General features: G+C 71.1%; 10 protein-coding genes and 2 pseudogenes. 5 read left to right on the top strand and 7 right to left on the bottom strand.

Going from position 1 to position 14,967, the window contains the following annotated elements; translation table 11 throughout:
- Nucleotides 1–119 precede the first annotated feature (119 nt).
- Nucleotides 120–539 (top strand): cobalamin B12-binding domain-containing protein, encoded by a 420-nt coding sequence (locus KV205_RS29475; protein WP_265867770.1) that lies wholly within the window; start codon nt 120–122, stop codon nt 537–539.
- Nucleotides 536–1,330 carry an ABC transporter ATP-binding protein gene (locus KV205_RS29470; protein ID WP_265867769.1) on the top strand — a complete coding sequence of 265 codons (795 nt, stop codon included), beginning with the start codon at nt 536–538 and terminating at the stop codon, nt 1,328–1,330. Before KV205_RS29475 ends, KV205_RS29470 begins: the two co-directional genes overlap by 4 nt.
- A gap of 123 nt (nt 1,331–1,453) precedes the next feature.
- Here the strand turns inward: KV205_RS29470 and KV205_RS29465 are convergent, their stop codons facing one another.
- Together KV205_RS29465 and KV205_RS29460 are read right to left on the bottom strand one after the other, a co-directional pair.
- The gene (locus KV205_RS29465; protein WP_265867767.1) at nt 1,454–3,940 is read right to left on the bottom strand and encodes a SpoIIE family protein phosphatase; all 2,487 of its coding nucleotides are present in this window, start codon (nt 3,938–3,940) and stop codon (nt 1,454–1,456) included.
- Between the two features lie 77 nt (nt 3,941–4,017).
- Nucleotides 4,018–4,380: a zinc ribbon domain-containing protein gene (locus KV205_RS29460; RefSeq protein ID WP_265867766.1), complete on the bottom strand. Its 363-nt coding sequence runs from the start codon at nt 4,378–4,380 to the stop codon at nt 4,018–4,020.
- A 421-nt stretch (nt 4,381–4,801) separates the two neighbouring features.
- Here KV205_RS29460 and KV205_RS29455 point away from each other — a divergent pair, with 421 nt between their 5' ends.
- Entirely contained in the window at nt 4,802–6,109 is a 1,308-nt protein-coding gene (locus tag KV205_RS29455; protein ID WP_274710986.1) for an MFS transporter, read from the top strand.
- Here the strand turns inward: KV205_RS29455 and KV205_RS36595 are convergent.
- The 5 genes from KV205_RS36595 to KV205_RS29430 all read right to left on the bottom strand — a co-directional run bounded on the left by KV205_RS36595 (nt 6,021) and on the right by KV205_RS29430 (nt 13,378).
- Nucleotides 6,021–6,734, bottom strand: a complete 714-nt coding sequence (locus tag KV205_RS36595) for a hypothetical protein (protein WP_374214741.1) — start codon at nt 6,732–6,734, stop codon at nt 6,021–6,023. The genes KV205_RS29455 and KV205_RS36595 overlap by 89 nt on opposite strands.
- A 289-nt stretch (nt 6,735–7,023) precedes the next feature.
- Nucleotides 7,024–7,281, bottom strand: a complete 258-nt coding sequence (locus tag KV205_RS29445) for a DUF485 domain-containing protein (RefSeq protein ID WP_265867763.1) — start codon at nt 7,279–7,281, stop codon at nt 7,024–7,026.
- A 350-nt stretch (nt 7,282–7,631) separates the two neighbouring features.
- Nucleotides 7,632–10,559, bottom strand: coding sequence for a BTAD domain-containing putative transcriptional regulator (locus KV205_RS29440; RefSeq protein WP_265867762.1), 2,928 nt, complete (start codon nt 10,557–10,559; stop codon nt 7,632–7,634).
- A 186-nt stretch (nt 10,560–10,745) separates the two neighbouring features.
- Nucleotides 10,746–11,624 (bottom strand): carbohydrate-binding protein, encoded by an 879-nt coding sequence (locus KV205_RS29435; protein ID WP_265867760.1) that lies wholly within the window; start codon nt 11,622–11,624, stop codon nt 10,746–10,748.
- Between the two features lie 77 nt (nt 11,625–11,701).
- Nucleotides 11,702–13,378, bottom strand: coding sequence for a carbohydrate binding domain-containing protein (locus tag KV205_RS29430; RefSeq protein ID WP_265867758.1), 1,677 nt, complete (start codon nt 13,376–13,378; stop codon nt 11,702–11,704).
- A gap of 586 nt (nt 13,379–13,964) precedes the next feature.
- Here KV205_RS29430 and KV205_RS29425 point away from each other — a divergent pair.
- Nucleotides 13,965–14,351, top strand: a pseudogene (locus KV205_RS29425) (cysteine/serine endopeptidase inhibitor); the annotation flags it as partial.
- A 45-nt stretch (nt 14,352–14,396) separates the two neighbouring features.
- A pseudogene (locus tag KV205_RS29420) lies at nt 14,397–14,864 on the top strand (fibronectin type III domain-containing protein); the annotation flags it as partial.
- Nucleotides 14,865–14,967: the final 103 nt, after the last annotated feature.

The following is a 14,967-nucleotide window of genomic DNA, read 5'->3' as shown; positions in this document are numbered from 1 at the left end:
AAGGCGGCGCTCAAGGCGCGGGCCACGGTGGGCGAGGTCTGCGACGCGCTGCGCGCGGTGTGGGGCACGTACGTCCCCATCGAAACCTTCTGATGGACACGCCGGAACAGGTGACGCAGATGACGACAACTCCCCTGACCCTCAGGATCCTTGTGGCCAAGCCCGGCCTGGACGGACACGACCGCGGGGCCAAGGTCATCGCCCGGGCGCTGCGGGACGCCGGCGTCGAGGTGATCTACACGGGCCTGCACCAGTCGCCCGAGCAGATCGTGGAGGCCGCGATCCAGGAGGATGCCGCCGGGATCGGCCTGTCCGTCCTGTCCGGCGCCCATCTCACCCTGTTCGCCAAGGTCGTCGAGTTGCTGGAACAGCGGGACGCGGCCGACATCACGGTCTTCGGCGGGGGCATCATCCCGGAGGCGGACATCGGCCCCCTTGAGCGCATGGGTGTCGCCCGCGTCTTCACCCCCGGGACGCCCACGCACGACGTCGTGGACTGGGTCAGGGCACACGTCGGAGCCGGGGTGGTGCCCGCATGACCCGCACCGTGGCCGAGCTGGCCGGCGTGAGCGTGCTGCGCCACCCGACCGGTCAGGTCCTCCTGGACCGCGTCGACTGGCGGGTCCTCGCCGGCGAGCACTGGGCGCTGCTCGGACCGAACGGCGCGGGCAAGACGACCCTGCTGCGGCTGATCGGCGGGCAGGGACACCCCAACAGCGGCACCGTGGACGTGCTCGGCCACCGGGTCGGCCGCGTGGACCTGCGCGCGCTGCGCTCCCGTATCGGCTTCGTCTCGCCGATGCAGGAGGTGCCGCACCAGGCAACCGCGCACACCGTCGTCCTGACCGGGGCGACCGGGACCGTGCAGCCGCTGTGGCGAGAGTACGATCCGGCCACGCGCGACCGGGCCCATGAGTTGCTGGCCGAGCTGAACTGCAAGGACCTCGTCGACCGCCCGTACGGCGTGTGCTCCGGCGGCCAGCGCGCCCGGATCCTGATCGCGCGGGCCCTGATGTGCGACCCGGAGCTGCTCCTGCTCGACGAGCCGTACAACGCGCTCGACCTGCCGTCGCGGGAGGACGTGATCGACGCGGTGCGGGGCCTGGCGTGGGGGCGACCGGAACTGGCGACGGTCACGGTCACCCACTACCTGGAGGAGCTGCCCGGCAGCACGGGCCACGCGCTGCTGCTGCGTGAGGGCCGGGTACAGGCCCGCGGCACGGTCGACGAGGTGCTGACCAGCACGCGCCTGACGGCCTGCTTCGGCCGGCCCGTCGAGGTCGAGCGGCGCGGCGGCCGCTGGACTGCCCGGTCGCGGCCACTGCCGTGACCCCCTGAACCGCCGTGCCCCGGCCCGGAACGGTACCGCCCCTCCTCGCAATCCGTTCCTGTCCCCCCGTAAAGGCCGGGGCACGGCTTCCACCGGCCCATGCGCACCTGCCCGCCCGTCTGTTCACAGATCGGCGGGCAGTCGCTGTTCCGCCCAGATGGTCTTGCCGTTCGCCGCGTGCCGCGTCCCCCAGCGTTCGCTGAGCTGGGCGACGAGCAGCAGTCCCCGTCCTCCCTCGTCGTACGTGCGGGCCCGGCGCATGTGCGGTGCGGTGCTGCTCCCGTCGGAGACCTCGCAGACCAGGCCGCCGTCGTGGATCAGGCGGAGGCTGATGGGCGGTCGGCCGTACCGGATGGCGTTGGTGACGAGTTCGCTGACCATGAGTTCGGTGACGAACGCGGTCTCCTCAAGGCCCCAGAGGCCGAGTTGTTCCGTGGCCAGTTTGCGGGCCCGAGCGACCTCCACCGGGTCGGGGTCGATGTCCCAGGCGGCGACCTGGGAGTCGTCGAGCGCCCGGGTCCGGGCGACGAGCAGGGCGATGTCGTCGCACGGCGGGCCCGTGAAGGAGGCGTCCAGGACGGCGTCGCAGATGTCCTCCAGTGATTCCGCCGGTTCGGCGAGCGCGCGGCGCAGCGGGACGAGCCCGGCGTCCAGGTCCGCCCCTTGGACGAGGCCCTTGGTGTAGAGCGCGAGGACGCTGCCCTGCGACAGGTCGAGTTCCGTCGACTCGAAGGGAAGGTCGTCGCCCTGGCCCAGGGGCGGGCCCGCGGGCAGTTCGGGGAAGTCCAGGGAGCCGTCGGGGCGTAGGACGGCGGGGCCCACGTGGCCGGCGCGGGCCATCGTGCACGTACGGGAGATCGGATCGTAGACGGCGTAGAGGCAGGTGGCGCCCACTTCGCCGGCTGCGGGGCCGTCGGTCGGCTCCTGTCCGGGTGCTTCTGCCGGTGCCTGGTCGCCCCGTACCACGAGGTCGTCGAGGTGTGTGAGGAGTTCGTCGGGCGGGAGGTCCAGGTCGGCCAGGGTCCGGACCGCTGTGCGCAGCCGCCCCATGGCGGCGGAGGCGTGCACGCCGTGGCCGACGACGTCGCCCACGACCAGGGCGACCCGTGCGCCGGGCAGCGGGATCACGTCGTACCAGTCGCCGCTCACCCCGCCGTCGGCGCTACCCGGCAGGTAGCGGAAGGCGACGTCCACGGCCCCCTGCCGGGGCGTGTGCCGGGGCAGCAGGCTGTGCTGGAGGGTCAGGGCCGTGTTGCGTTGCAGCGTGTACTGGCGTGCGTTGTCGATCGCCAGGGCGGCCCGGGCGGCGAGTTCGCCGGCCAGGTGCAGGTCCTCCATGTCGAACGGCTCGGGAGTCCGGTGCCGCAGGAAGATCACCAGGCCCAGGGTGGTGCCCCGGGCGAGCAGCGGTGCGACGAGGTACGAGTGGATCCCGTACGTCCGGGCCCGCTCGGCGCGGGCCGGCTCCTGGTCCAGCCACCGCCGCATGTCCGGGTCCGTGATGCGGTGCCGCAGGGCGCGCCCCGTACGGAGGGCCAGTTCCATCGGCGAGTCGGGGGCGATGAAGTCCGGCTGCCCGGTACGTATCGCCGATTCCGGAAAGCCGTCGAGGACGGACCGCTGGGCGATGCGGTGGTAGGTCGAGGCGGCACGGCTGCCCACTGGTTCCGGCGGCAGGCCGCGGAGCACGGAGTCGAGCAGGTCGACGCCCACATAGTCGGCGAACCGCTCGGTGGCCACGTCGGCCAGTTCCTGCGCGGTCCGGATGACGTCCAGGGTGGTGCCCACGCCCTCCCCGGCCGCACTCATGAGGGAGAGCCTGCGCCGGGCCAGATCCTGGTCGGTGATGTCGAGGGCGGCGATGGACGTGCCGCGTACCCTGCCGTCGCCGTCTCTCAGCGGGTAGACGAAGTTGGAGTAGACGCGCCTGCGGCCGGCTTCGGGGGCGCTGCCGGAGATCCGTACCCGCACCGCTTCCCCGGTGCTCAGCACCTGGGCCGCCAGTTGTTCCAGGCGATGGTAGGGCGGTGCGGAGCCGACCTCCCCGAGCCGGTGGCCGAGGGCGCTCTCCGCCGTGACGGCCATGGCTCGGTACGCCTCTTCGTTGGCTCCCACCATGTGGTTGTTCTGATCGAACACGCCCAGAGCCAGAGGCAGTTGGTCGAGCGCCAAGCTCATGAGCGCCGTCGCCTCAGCGTCGTCCGCCGCTCCCTGGCCGGGGGGCCGTCGCTGCTCGCCGGGCACGCCGGGCTCGCCGATCAGAAGCACCCATGCCGTGTCGCCCGTCGCGTCGCGCACGGGCTCGGCATAGACGTCGGCGTCCACGCGCCGCCCGTCGCGGTGCCGCAGGGCCACGCGACCGCTCCACTGGCGCCCTTCGGTGAGGGCCCGACTCGGCGGGTCGGGCACGGGTCCGTCGAAGAGCTCCGCGCGGGGGCGCCCGACGATCTCGTCCGAGCGGTGGCCGAGGAGGAGCTCGGCACCTCGCGCCCAGGCGGTCACCCGACCCCGTGCGTCCACGCACACCACAGCGGGGAACCGCAGTCCGCGTGTCCCGCCCGGGCCGTCGTCCGGTTCCGTCGTGCCGTCCGCGCCGCCTGTCTGTGCCATGACCGAACCCTGCCGTCCCGCACCGTGTGACCAGCCCCCGGTCTCTGCATCCAGAGTGGACCCGCCTGGACGGACGCTCAACCCGCGCCGCGGATCCAGCCGTCCAGGGGGACGTCCTCGCAGAGCCGGACCACGGGTTCGCGTCGGATGATCCGACCACTGGGGACCGTGATCGTGGCGGCCGTCCTGGCGAGCCGGACCCGGACCCCGGGGCGCACGGCGTGCGGCGGACCGTCGACCCGGCAGCGCACGACGAACCCTTCCTGCATCCGCACGGGCCACACGGTCTCCGGCGTCGTGGGGCCGTAACGGCGGGGGGTCACGACGCCCACGCCCTCGCTGCGCTCCGCCACCAGATCGGTGGACCAACAGGCCGGGCAGAGGAGCCGCCGGACGGTCGTGGTGCGGCACCAGGAACAACGCTGGAAAAAGAGTTCCACCTCACCGAGGACGTCCTTGGCGGACCCTTCGGACCGTGACACCGGTTCCATGCCGGCTACTCGCGCGTAAAACACATCGCACTCCCTTCGGATTCTCGAAATCCGCCGCATGCGGATGCGAAAGAGGAGAGCAACGTATGACACTCCGTTCCCCTGTAAAAGAGCGGAGTTCCCCCAGTTGGAGAGGTTTTTCGCACTGGGCCGTACTGTTCCGCACCGAAGGAATTTGCACCGGAAGGCACCGAGTGCCGCGATCCACCCTCTCCAAGTGGAGGTGGTGCTGTGGTCCACGACACTCCATCTTCGTGTCATCCCCGCCGAGAGAAGCGACGGCACCGTCGCCTCCCGCATTCCGGAGTCGCACATGTCCCAGCCCCCTGCCCGCTCTGCCGGGAAATCCGCCTCGCTCCCCAGAATCATCATGGTGAGCAGCGCCGGATCGGCCATCGAGTGGTTCGACTTCTTCAGCTACGGCACGGCTGCCGCCCTGGTCTTCAACAAATTGTTCTTCCCGGCTTCCGATCCGCTGGTCGGCACCCTGCTGGCTTTCGTGACGTTCGCGATCGGTTTTGTCGCGCGTCCACTCGGAGGAATTGTCTTCGGGCACTTCGGCGACCGGGTGGGGCGCAAGCCCGCGCTGGTGACCGCACTGTTCCTGATGGGCGGCTCGACGGCGGTGATCGGGCTGCTGCCGACGTACGACGCCATCGGCGTCGCCGCGCCGCTGCTGCTCGTCGTGCTGCGACTGCTTCAGGGCATCGCCGTGGGCGGCCAGTGGGGCGGGGCGGTGCTGATCGCCACAGAGAACGCCCCGCGAGGGCGGCGAGGCCTGTACGGCAGCTTCGCGCAGCTGGGCGTTCCGGCCGGGCTGATGCTCTCCAGCCTGGTCTTCCTGGTCACCACGTCCGCGCTCGGCGAGAAGCAGTTCGCGGCATGGGGCTGGCGGGTGCCGTTCCTGTGCAGCATCGCGCTGATCGTGGTGGCGATCTTCGCCCAGTTCAAGCTGGAGGAGACGGAGGACAGCCGCCAGGTCAAGGAGGAGCGCGAGGCGTCCGGCACCTCCCGCTCCCCCGTCGTCGAGGTGCTGCGCAGACACCCCCGGAACGTGCTGCTCGCCGCCGGCGCGGTCGTGATCGTCGGCGCGGGCTTCTACCTCTTCGTCACGTACATGCTGGCGTACGGCACCACGGTCCTCGGCATGCCGAAGAGCACCCTGCTCAACGCGGTCCTCGTCGGCGCCGCGCTCCAGATCCCCGCGCTGATGGCCTTCGGCGCCCTCTCCGACCGGATCGGCCGGCGCAAGGTGTACCTGACGGGCGCGCTCGGCATGGGCCTGTGGGCGTACCCCGCGTTCGTCCTGATGAACACCGAGCGCTGGCCTCTGGTCACCCTCGCCCTGGTCGTCGGGCAACTGCTCTTCGCCTGCATGTACGGCCCGCAGGCGGCCTTCTTCTCGGAGCTGTTCACCGCCCGGGTGCGCTACTCCGGTGCCTCGCTCGGCTACCAGCTCGGCGTGATGCTGGGCGGCGCGTTCACTCCGATCGTCGCGACCTGGCTGTACGCGAAGTACGACTCGTTCGTGCCGGTGGCCGGCTTCCTGGGCCTCGCGGCGGCGGTCTCCTGTGTGTGCGTCCTCGTACTCAGCGAGACGTACCGGCAGGAGGAGGAGGCGGAAGACGTGGCCGGCGTGATCGACGCCGACAACGAGCCGTCCCTGACAGCGAGCTGACCACCCCTCCCCACCGGAGCACCGGAGCGGCCTCCGTCGAATCGACGGAGGCCGCTCGTTTCGTGGTTCCCCGGTCGCGGTCAGTCCCGGCCTTCGGCTCCGCTGAGGACGCGGACCTCCGTCTCCGCGTACGGGGCCCCGCCGGGCTCCCGGGTGTCCCGGACCGAGCCGACCCTCCGCCGACACCCCCGAACCGCGCGCCCGGGCGCAGGAGGTCCTGGCCCCCGCCGCGGGTTTCGGCGGCGGCCGCGAGCAGGGCGCTCGGGTCGAAGCCGAAGCGGCCCAAGACCCAGACGGCCAGCGACACCATGGTGATCAGCAGCAGCACGGCCTTGATCATCTGCATCGCGGTGGTGGCACGCATCCCACCGATCAGCACGTACGTGATCATCAGAATGCCGACGGCGCAGACGACCACCCGTCGCGGCACCACTCCGGGGATGCCGAGGATCGAGGCGGCGATCGAGCCCGCACCAACCATCTGAACGATCAGATAGAGCAAGCAGCTCACCAGCGTGGAGACGCTCGACGCCACGTACACGGGCCTGGGCCTGAGCCGCTGCGCGAGGCTGTCGCCGATCGTGAACCGGCCCGTGCTGTGCACCGGTTCGGCGAGCAGGAACATGAGGATGACGCAGCCGACGATCGGGCCCGTGAGGTAGACGATCCCTCGTACCCGGTGAGCGCGAGCAGACCCGGGGTGCCGAGGACCGTCGCGGCGGAGACGTAGTCGCCGAACATCGCGAAGCCGTTGCGCACCGCGGACAGCCGTCGCTCGCTGACGAAGAAGTCGCCGGGTGTGTCCCGTTCCGGGGTCAGCCACAACGCCAGGAACATCGCCAGGACGACGAAGACGATGAAGACCGCGACGACGGGGAAGGACTCCTCGCCGCCCGGGAGACGGACGTACGCGATCACTGGCGGCCCTCCCGCTCGAACGAGACGCGGACCTGGGCGGCCAGCGGGTCATGCTTCCGCGAATGACGTGCGTACCAGTGCGTCGCCGCCAGACTGAGGGCGCTCAGCAGCAGAACCAGGCCGATGCCCGCGTTCACGGCTCCGAGCAGCCGGACGGCCAGGAGACCCGGCACCGCCGTGGCGAGCAGAGAGTTCAGCAGGTAGAAGCCGAAGACGGTGGCCAGCACGGCGACGATGGGCCGGGCGTGCGGCACGCGGTCTCCCGATCGCCGGATCGGCCTGGATCTGCGCGAAGCAAGGGGACGGGTCCACCGGGGACGGACCCACCCGGGCCTGTGGGGAGGTCTGATGGTGCGGGAAGGAGGCTTGCCGGGGTTGAAAGGCGTCGTAACTCATGGGATCCCGTGCTTGAGAGGGGACGATGTCCTCGGGGGCGAGGGCACGCACGCGATGACGGCGCGCCGAAGGGCCGAGACGGTGGCGAAGCGCGTCTCGGCTCCGCCCCGGCCTCGGTGAGGAGCGTGATTCTTCACGGCACGCGGAGACCCCGACACCCCCGCTTGGAGAGGCCATTGAGCACGACGACCGCCCTCCGGCGGGACACTCACCCCGCCGTTGCGTCGAGCGCGGCCCGTGCCTCCGAACGGCAGGCCTCGGCGCGGTCCGGGTGGCCCGCCGCGTCCAGGGTCGTCGCCAGTTCGGTGAACGCGGTGGCGATGCCGTGCGGGTCGCCGAGTCGCAGACGCAGGTCCAGGGCCTGTTCGCCGCACTCGACGGCCTCCCGGCACCGCCCCAGGGCGCGGTGAGCCGTGGCAGCGTCGAGGAGGGCGTACGCCTCGCGGTAGACGTTGCCCTGTGCGCGGGCCAGGGCGCGGCTCCTGTCCTGGCAGTCGACGGCCTCGGCGTGGCGGCCCTGGCCGCAGCGGATCAGGCCGAGGATGTTGAGCGTGGCCGCGGCCGATTCCGGTGTGCCGATGTCGTCGTGGACGGCGAGCCCGTCCGCGCAGGCCTGCTCGGCACGGTCGAGGGACCCCTGGCGGAGGTGGAGCAGGGCCAGGTTGTCCAGAGCGATGGCGGCGTCGGCGGCCTGGTGGGCGGAGCGGTGGAGGCCCAGGGCCCGTTCCAGGCAGGCGGCGGCCTCGGCGTACTCGCCGCGTTCCAGATGGACGAGGCCGAGGTTGTTCAGGGCCCGCGCCTCGCCCCGGGTGTCGCCCGCGGCGGCGAACAGGTCGGTGGAGGTGCGGAGTTCGTCCCTGGCCTCGTCGAGGCGTTGGCGGGCGGCGGCCAGGGTGCCGAGTTCCAGCCGGCCGGTCGCCTCCGCGAGGGGGTCGGGTTCGGCGCGCGCGAGGCGTACGGTCTCCCGCGCCAGGTTCTCCCAGTCCCGCCAGTGGCCGCAGCGCTGGAGGAACCCCCGGAGCCGGGTGGTCAGTTCGGCGAGGACGGCAGGCGAGACCGCACTTGTGGCGGCGGCTTGCAGTGCCGCCCCCAGGATGGTGCCGCGCGCCTCCTCCAGCCAGGCGAGGGCCTCTTCCGCATCGGCGAAGTGATGCTCCACGTACGGGGTTTCGGCGCCGCGGTAGTCCTTCCCGGCGCTGTGGCCGGGGCGGAGGAGCAGGTCTGCGGCGTGGACGGCGGCGAGGTGGCCGCGGGTGAGTCTGCCGAGCATCACGTTCAGGGAGGTGTCCCGGCCCAGGCCGCCGCTGAGGCCACGGCCGAAGACCCTGAGCAGGTCGTGGAAGCGGTAGCGGTGGCGCTCGACTCGGACGGACGGCTCCTGGTCGCCGGCGCCGCTGTCCGGCAGGAAGACCTCCAGGAGATGGGAGTCCGTCAGGGCCTCCAAGTGCCCTTCGGCACAGTGGTCGGTCACGCCGAGGGCGGCGGCCGCGTCGGACACGCCGAGGTCCGGCACGGCGAGGAGGCTCAACAGCCGGAAGGCGGACTTGGCTTCGGCGTCCGGCAGGCTGTCGTAGCCGGCCTGGAGGCTGCTCGCCACCGCGAGGTCCCCCGCGGCCAGTTCACGCAGTCGGCGCTCCTCGTCCCGGAGTCTGCGGGCGATCGACCCAAAGGCTCCCGGCGGCCGTCCGGCGACCCTGGCCGCGACCACGCGCAGGGCCAGCGGGTGTCCGGAGCACACCTGGAGAACGTCTTCGACGCTCGCGGGCTCGCCGTCGACGGGGCCGGCACCCACCGCCTGACGGAGCAGCCCGCGTGCCTCCTGCCGGTCCAGGGGGCTCAACCGCATCACGGTTCTGGTGGACAGGTCGGTGAGCCGGGACCGGCTGGTCACCAGGACCAGGCAGTCTCCGGACGCCGGAAGGAGCGGTCGTACCTGCGCGGCCCGGCGGGCGTCGTCGAGCAGCAGGAGCAGCCGCCGGCCTGCGGTCACGGTGCGGTACAGGGCGGTGCGGCGCTCAAGACCGGCGGGTATCCGGTCGGCGGGGACTCCGAGGTCTTCGAGCAGCCGGCCGAGGACGGCTTCCGGGCGCACCGGGTGGTCCCGGTCGCCGTCGAGCCTCGCGTACAGGTGTCCGTCCGGGTAGCGGACACCGAGCTGGTGCGCGGCGTGGACCGCCAGCGTGGTCTTGCCGATTCCACCGGGGCCGGTGATGACGGCGATCCTCGGTACGGTGCCGCCCGCGGCTGGCGCACCGGGGCTCCTGGCCGGCGGCCGGGCGCCGGTGCGGCCGGCAAGCTTTCTGATCTCGACGAGCTCGCTGCGCCTGCCGACGAAGTCCGAGGTGTCGGCGGGGAGTTGCGAGGTGACCGTGCGCACGGCCAAGGCGACGGGACCCGTGGGCCGCAGCCCGGGATCTCCTTCCAGGATGCGCCGCTGCAGGTCGCGGAGTTCGGGCCCGGGTTCGACGCCCGCCTCCTCGACGAGGGTGCGCCAGGTGTCCTGGAAGACGGCGAGGGCTTCCGCCTGCCGGTCGGCCCGGTGGAGCGCGAGCATGAGCAGGGACCGGACGCGTTCCCGGAAGGGGTGGGCCGCGGCCAGGGCCGACAGTTCGGGCACGATCTCGTGGTGCCGCCCCTGTTCGAGCAGCAGGGCGTACCGCTCCTCCTGACCGGCGAGGCGCACTTCCTCCAGGCGGCGTCGCTGCCGCTCCGCGTGCGGGCCCGGTATTCCGTCGAGCGCGGTCCCTCGCCACAGGGCGAGCCCGCGCTCCAACTCACGGGCACAGCCGTCGAGGTCACCCTCGGCCCGCCTGGTCCGGGCCGCCTGCCACGCCTGCTCGAACAGCCGCGCATCCACGTCTCCGGGTCCGGCCGGCAGGGCGTACGCGTCGCCCCGCGAGAGCAGCACGGTGGCCCTGGAGCGGCGGGCGCGGTCCGGTTCGAGGGCCTTGCGCAGCCGGGCCACGTACGAGACCACCACCTGGGGTGCGGTGGCGGGGGCGGAAGTGCCCCAGACGCCCCGCACGATGTCCCGGCGGGCGACGTAGGCACCGTCGGCACAGAGCAGCATGGCGAGCACCGCGCGCTGTTTCGCGGGGCCGGTGTCGATCTCCTCCGCTCCGGCGAACACTCGCATGGGGCCCAGTAATTGATAGTTCAGCACCAAGGTGTGCGTCCCACCCCTTCACGTCCTGTAACCGGCAGGTGATCGCTCAGCGTAGGACTTGTGGGGACGTGTGGGAATGGGGTGTTCCGCGCCCGTGGTGGCGACCGGACGAGGTGGGCCCTGCCCCATGGGGGGAGGCAGGGCCCGCGGCGTGCCTCAGACGCGCTGCCAGAGCGCGGGGACGTTGGGCGGCTCCCAGCCCGGCTGGGAGGTGTGCGCCTGGAGGCAGGAGTAGAGCAGCCCGGCGTACGTCACGCGGTCGCCGACCCGGTAGGCGACACCGGCCGCCCATGTGGTCGTCCCGGTGGGGGTCGGCGTGGGTGAGGGGCTGGAGGTGGACGTGGACGTCGGAGACGGGGTCGGCGATGGGGAGGCGCCGCCGCTCTTGCGGTAGAGATGGATGTTCTTGACGAAGACCTCCGAGTACGGGGACATGCCGGCGCGGCCGTAGATCCCGCACTTGAAATAATGGGTGTTGTCACCACGGTCGTTGAACGTGTTCTTCAACTGCCCGTTGACGTAGACGTACACCTTGCCCGCGCCGGCGTCGTGCACGACGTTGAGATGGATCCACTGGTCATACACCGGGGAGTGGATCAGTGTGGTGCCGTAGTGGTTGATGCTGTTGGTGTTCATCGCCAGGGCCATGAACGCCGTGGCGGCAGTGGCGCCCCCGAAGACCTGCTGGACACAGACGTTGTGCGCGCCCGAGCTGATCTTCATGTCGCACTCGAACTGCGCCGAGCCCGAGGTGTACTCGTCGAGGAAGCGGAGCTCGCTGCGCGGTCCGGAGTCCTGACCGGGGAAGGTGCTGGGATCGGTATCGTAGAGCCAGAAGCGGTGCAGGCCGGTGCTGTCGGCGGTGTGCCGGGTCACGTTGGGCGGCTGGTGGACCTTGTAGGCGCCGCTGACCTCGCTCCAGCCCGTACCGATCGCCGACGCCTGCGCGGGGCGCGCCGTCCAGAGGCCGGCGCCCGCCAGGGCGACGGTGACGCCCGCGGCGGCACCACCGGCCAGGAACATCCTTCTGTCCATGATTCTCCTTCGCTCGTACGCACGGTGGAGGCCGGGCCCGGCCCGAGTGGGACGGCTCGGGCCGGGCCCGGCGGTCGTCAGCCGGTGAAGCCGGCCGTGATCTTGGTGAACTGCCAGTCGGTCTGGCTGATGCCGGAGCAGTTGGAGGTGACACCGCCGCCGGGGCACGGCCGGTCGCGGTTGACGGCCCAGAAGGCGAGCCGGGCGATGTGGTTGGTGTTGGCCCAGTCGCGGATCTGCGTCCAGGTCGTCGGCGAGGTGGTCTCCTGCTGGTCGGAGAGACCGTTCATGCCCGAGATCCCGACGTGGGCGTACGCGGTGGCGTCGTCCCAGCCGAAGGTCGACTTGAGCTTGTTCTTCAGGCCGTTGGCGGCGTTGACGGTGCTGCCGTACATGTCGCTGCCGCCACCGAAGTCGAAGGGCATGACGGTGAACACGTCGATGTTCGCGTTCAGTGCCTTCGACTGGTCGATGAGGCGGTTGCCCCAGTAGTTCGGGCCGGTGGTGGAGGTTCCGAAGGTCAGGATCGTCTTGAGACCGGGGTTGTTGGCCTTGACGGTCTTGAGGGCGGTGAGGATCTTGTCCTGCACGGCCGCGTTCTCGAACTCGTCGGTGTTCTCGATGTCGACGTCGATGGACTTGAGCCCGTACGCGTCGATGACCTTCTGGTACGCGCCGGCGAGGTCGGTCGCGGTGGCGCAGTTCGGACCGAGCTTGTTGCCCGACCAGCCGCCGATCGACGGGACGATGTCACCGCCGGCGTTGCGGATCGCGTTGATCGTGCTCTGGTCGGTGCCGCCGGTGAGCGCGCGCTGGCCGTCCCAGGCCGGGTTGCAGCCGCCGGAGGAGAGGATGAAGGCCATGGTGAAGGTCTTGATCCCCGTCGAGCTCATCACCGAGGTCGCGCTCGGTGGGTTGCCCCAGCCGAGGTAGAGGTAGGGGGCCGCCTGCTTGAAGCCGGTGCCGCCTCCTCCGCCGCTCGCGCCGGTGGTGACGGAGACGCTGTTGGAAGCGCCCGACACGTTCCCGGCGGCGTCCCGGGCCTTCACGCTGAAGCTGTACGTGGTGCTCGCGGACAGACCGGAGACGGTGGCACTGGTCCCGGTGACCGTGGAGACCTTGGTGGCGCCCTGGTAGACGTCGTAACCGGTCACACCGACGTTGTCGGTGGCGGCACTCCATGAGAGCGAGACGCTCGACGAGGTCTTGCCGGTCGACTGGAGGTTCGCCGGCGCGGACGGCGCCTGCGTGTCGACACCGCCGCCACCCCCACCGGGACCGTCGAGGCTGATGTCGTCGGCGTAATAGGTGCCCTGCGCGTACCAGCCGTGGGTGTAGATCGTCGCACTGGTCTGCGAGGCACCGGTGGTGAAGGAGTACGTCAGCTGGGTGTACGAGGACGCGGACGGGGTCCACGTCTCGGACGCGCCGTCGACGCCCAGGTAGACGTAGTTGCCGCGGACCCACCCCGACAGGGTGTACGTGGTGCTTGGCTGGACCGCGACGGTCTGTGTGCACTTGGCGTTGTCGCTCGAACTCGCCGCGCCGGCCAGTGCCTTGGAGCCACTGTGCACGGGGCTGGAGACGACCGAGCCGAGGCCGCCCGTGCAGCTCCAGCCGGACAGGGTCCCGGATTCGAAGCCCGGGTTGGTCAGCAGGTTCGCGGCCTGCGCGGGTCCGGGAACGGCGACCAGAGTCGCCGCGCCGAGGAGTGCCGCGCCCAGCGAGGCCACCAAACGGATTCGGGTACGCACCGCACCTCCAGAGGAAGTCGGGGGATGGCGGGGACCGGCCGCCCGCACGAACGCTCGACGGCGCCGTGGAGTGTCGGTCCCGGGGTGCGCACACACTGGCCTGGACCAATGACCCGGTCAAGGCGCGGTGTGCGCCGCCTGGTCGTCGCACCGCTCGTCGCCGGGTGCCGTCAGATCCACCGGGAACTGCGCTCGAACCCACCGCCGTACGCCTGAAATCCCTGGTGAGCGAGGGATTCACGGTCTCCGGTGCGGAGCTCTGACCGTCCGGCGGCCACAGGGGCAGGGTCGCCGGACGGAAGACACCGGCATCGCGATTCCATTCGGATTCCATTCGCGCCGGGACACGCGTACGTCCCCGGGACCCGCCCACAGGGCCGGGCTGATCTGCTCCGACGCCCTCTCGGAGGGCCGGGGAAGGCAACGTCCGCCTCACGACCGTCTCCGGGTCTCCAGGCCGTTCGTCGAGCAGAAACGCGGTCGGCGCCGACGGACCGCGTTGACCGGGGCGGCCCCGTCCCCGTTCTCTGCGTCCGTCAACGCGCGTTCTTCGACGCGCGGTTCACCCACCAGTCCAGGAGGACGCATGCAGCGCGCTCTGAAGCGCATAGGCTTGTGGGCCACCGCCCTGCTCGGCGCCGTGATCTTCACGGCGTTCGGTATCGGGCCCGCCTTCGCCGCGATCCCGATCGGCGAAGCCCGTACGGGCAAGATGACCTGGTACGACGACGCGGGCACCGGCGCCTGCGGCACCGCCATCAACGCAGCCACCCAGGACCTGGTCGCCGTCTCGTACCAGTGGTGGACGGCCGCCAACCCGAACAACGACGACCTGTGCAAGGGCATCTCCGTGCAGGTCACGTACAACGGCAAGACGATCACGGTCCCCGTCAAGGACAAGTGCCCGTCGTGCAGCGCCGAGCACATAGACCTCAGCAAGACCGCGTTCCAGAAGCTGGCCAACCTCGACCTGGGCGTGGTCAACGGCATCACCTGGAAGTTCGTCTCCACCAGCGGTGGTGGCGGTGGCGGTGGTGACACGCAGGCGCCGTCCGTGCCGACCGGCCTGTCCTCGACCGGGAAGACGTCCTCCAGCGTCTCGCTCGCCTGGTCCGCGTCGACCGACAACGTGGGCGTGACCGGTTACGACGTCTACCAGGGTTCGTCGAAGGTCTCCACGGTCACCGGTACGAGCGCCACCGTGTCCGGCCTGTCCGCGAGCACCACGTACAGCTTCTCGGTGAAGGCCCGCGACGCCGCCGGGAACGTGTCCGGCGCCTCCAACAGCGTCTCCGTCACCACCAGCGCGGGAAGCGGAGGCGGGGGCGGCACCTGCCCGACCGCCTGGAACTCGACCACGTCCTACTCCCCCGGTGACGTCGTCTCGTACGCGGGCCACAAGTACACCGCGACCTACTACTCGACCGGTGCCGTGCCGAACGACCCCAGCTCCTGGGCGGTATGGCGCGACGACGGCGCGTGCTGACCGCCCCCGTCGCCCGGGGCTGACATCCCGGTGACGACGTGATCGCGTGCGGGTCTCCGCCTCTCCATCCAGGGGTGGTGGAGACCCGCCACCAGCGGTACCT

The organism is Streptomyces sp. SKN60 (assembly GCF_026236535.1).
Taxonomy (GTDB): domain Bacteria; phylum Actinomycetota; class Actinomycetes; order Streptomycetales; family Streptomycetaceae; genus Streptomyces.
The sequence above is the reverse complement of the archived record's forward strand: the minus strand, read 5'-3'. Positions and strand labels throughout refer to the sequence as shown.

Excerpts from the sequence above, each read along its gene's own strand:
- KV205_RS29475 (WP_265867770.1), top strand. The coding sequence starts at position 120 with ATGACGACAACTCCCCTGACCCTCAGGATCCTTGTGGCCAAGCCCGGC.
- KV205_RS29470 (WP_265867769.1), top strand. The coding sequence starts at position 536 with ATGACCCGCACCGTGGCCGAGCTGGCCGGCGTGAGCGTGCTGCGCCAC.
- KV205_RS29465 (WP_265867767.1), bottom strand. The coding sequence starts at position 3,940 with ATGGCACAGACAGGCGGCGCGGACGGCACGACGGAACCGGACGACGGC.
- KV205_RS29455 (WP_274710986.1), top strand. The coding sequence starts at position 4,802 with ATGGTGAGCAGCGCCGGATCGGCCATCGAGTGGTTCGACTTCTTCAGC.
- KV205_RS36595 (WP_374214741.1), bottom strand. The coding sequence starts at position 6,734 with ATGTTCCTGCTCGCCGAACCGGTGCACAGCACGGGCCGGTTCACGATC.
- KV205_RS29440 (WP_265867762.1), bottom strand. The coding sequence starts at position 10,559 with ATGCGAGTGTTCGCCGGAGCGGAGGAGATCGACACCGGCCCCGCGAAA.
- KV205_RS29435 (WP_265867760.1), bottom strand. The coding sequence starts at position 11,624 with ATGGACAGAAGGATGTTCCTGGCCGGTGGTGCCGCCGCGGGCGTCACC.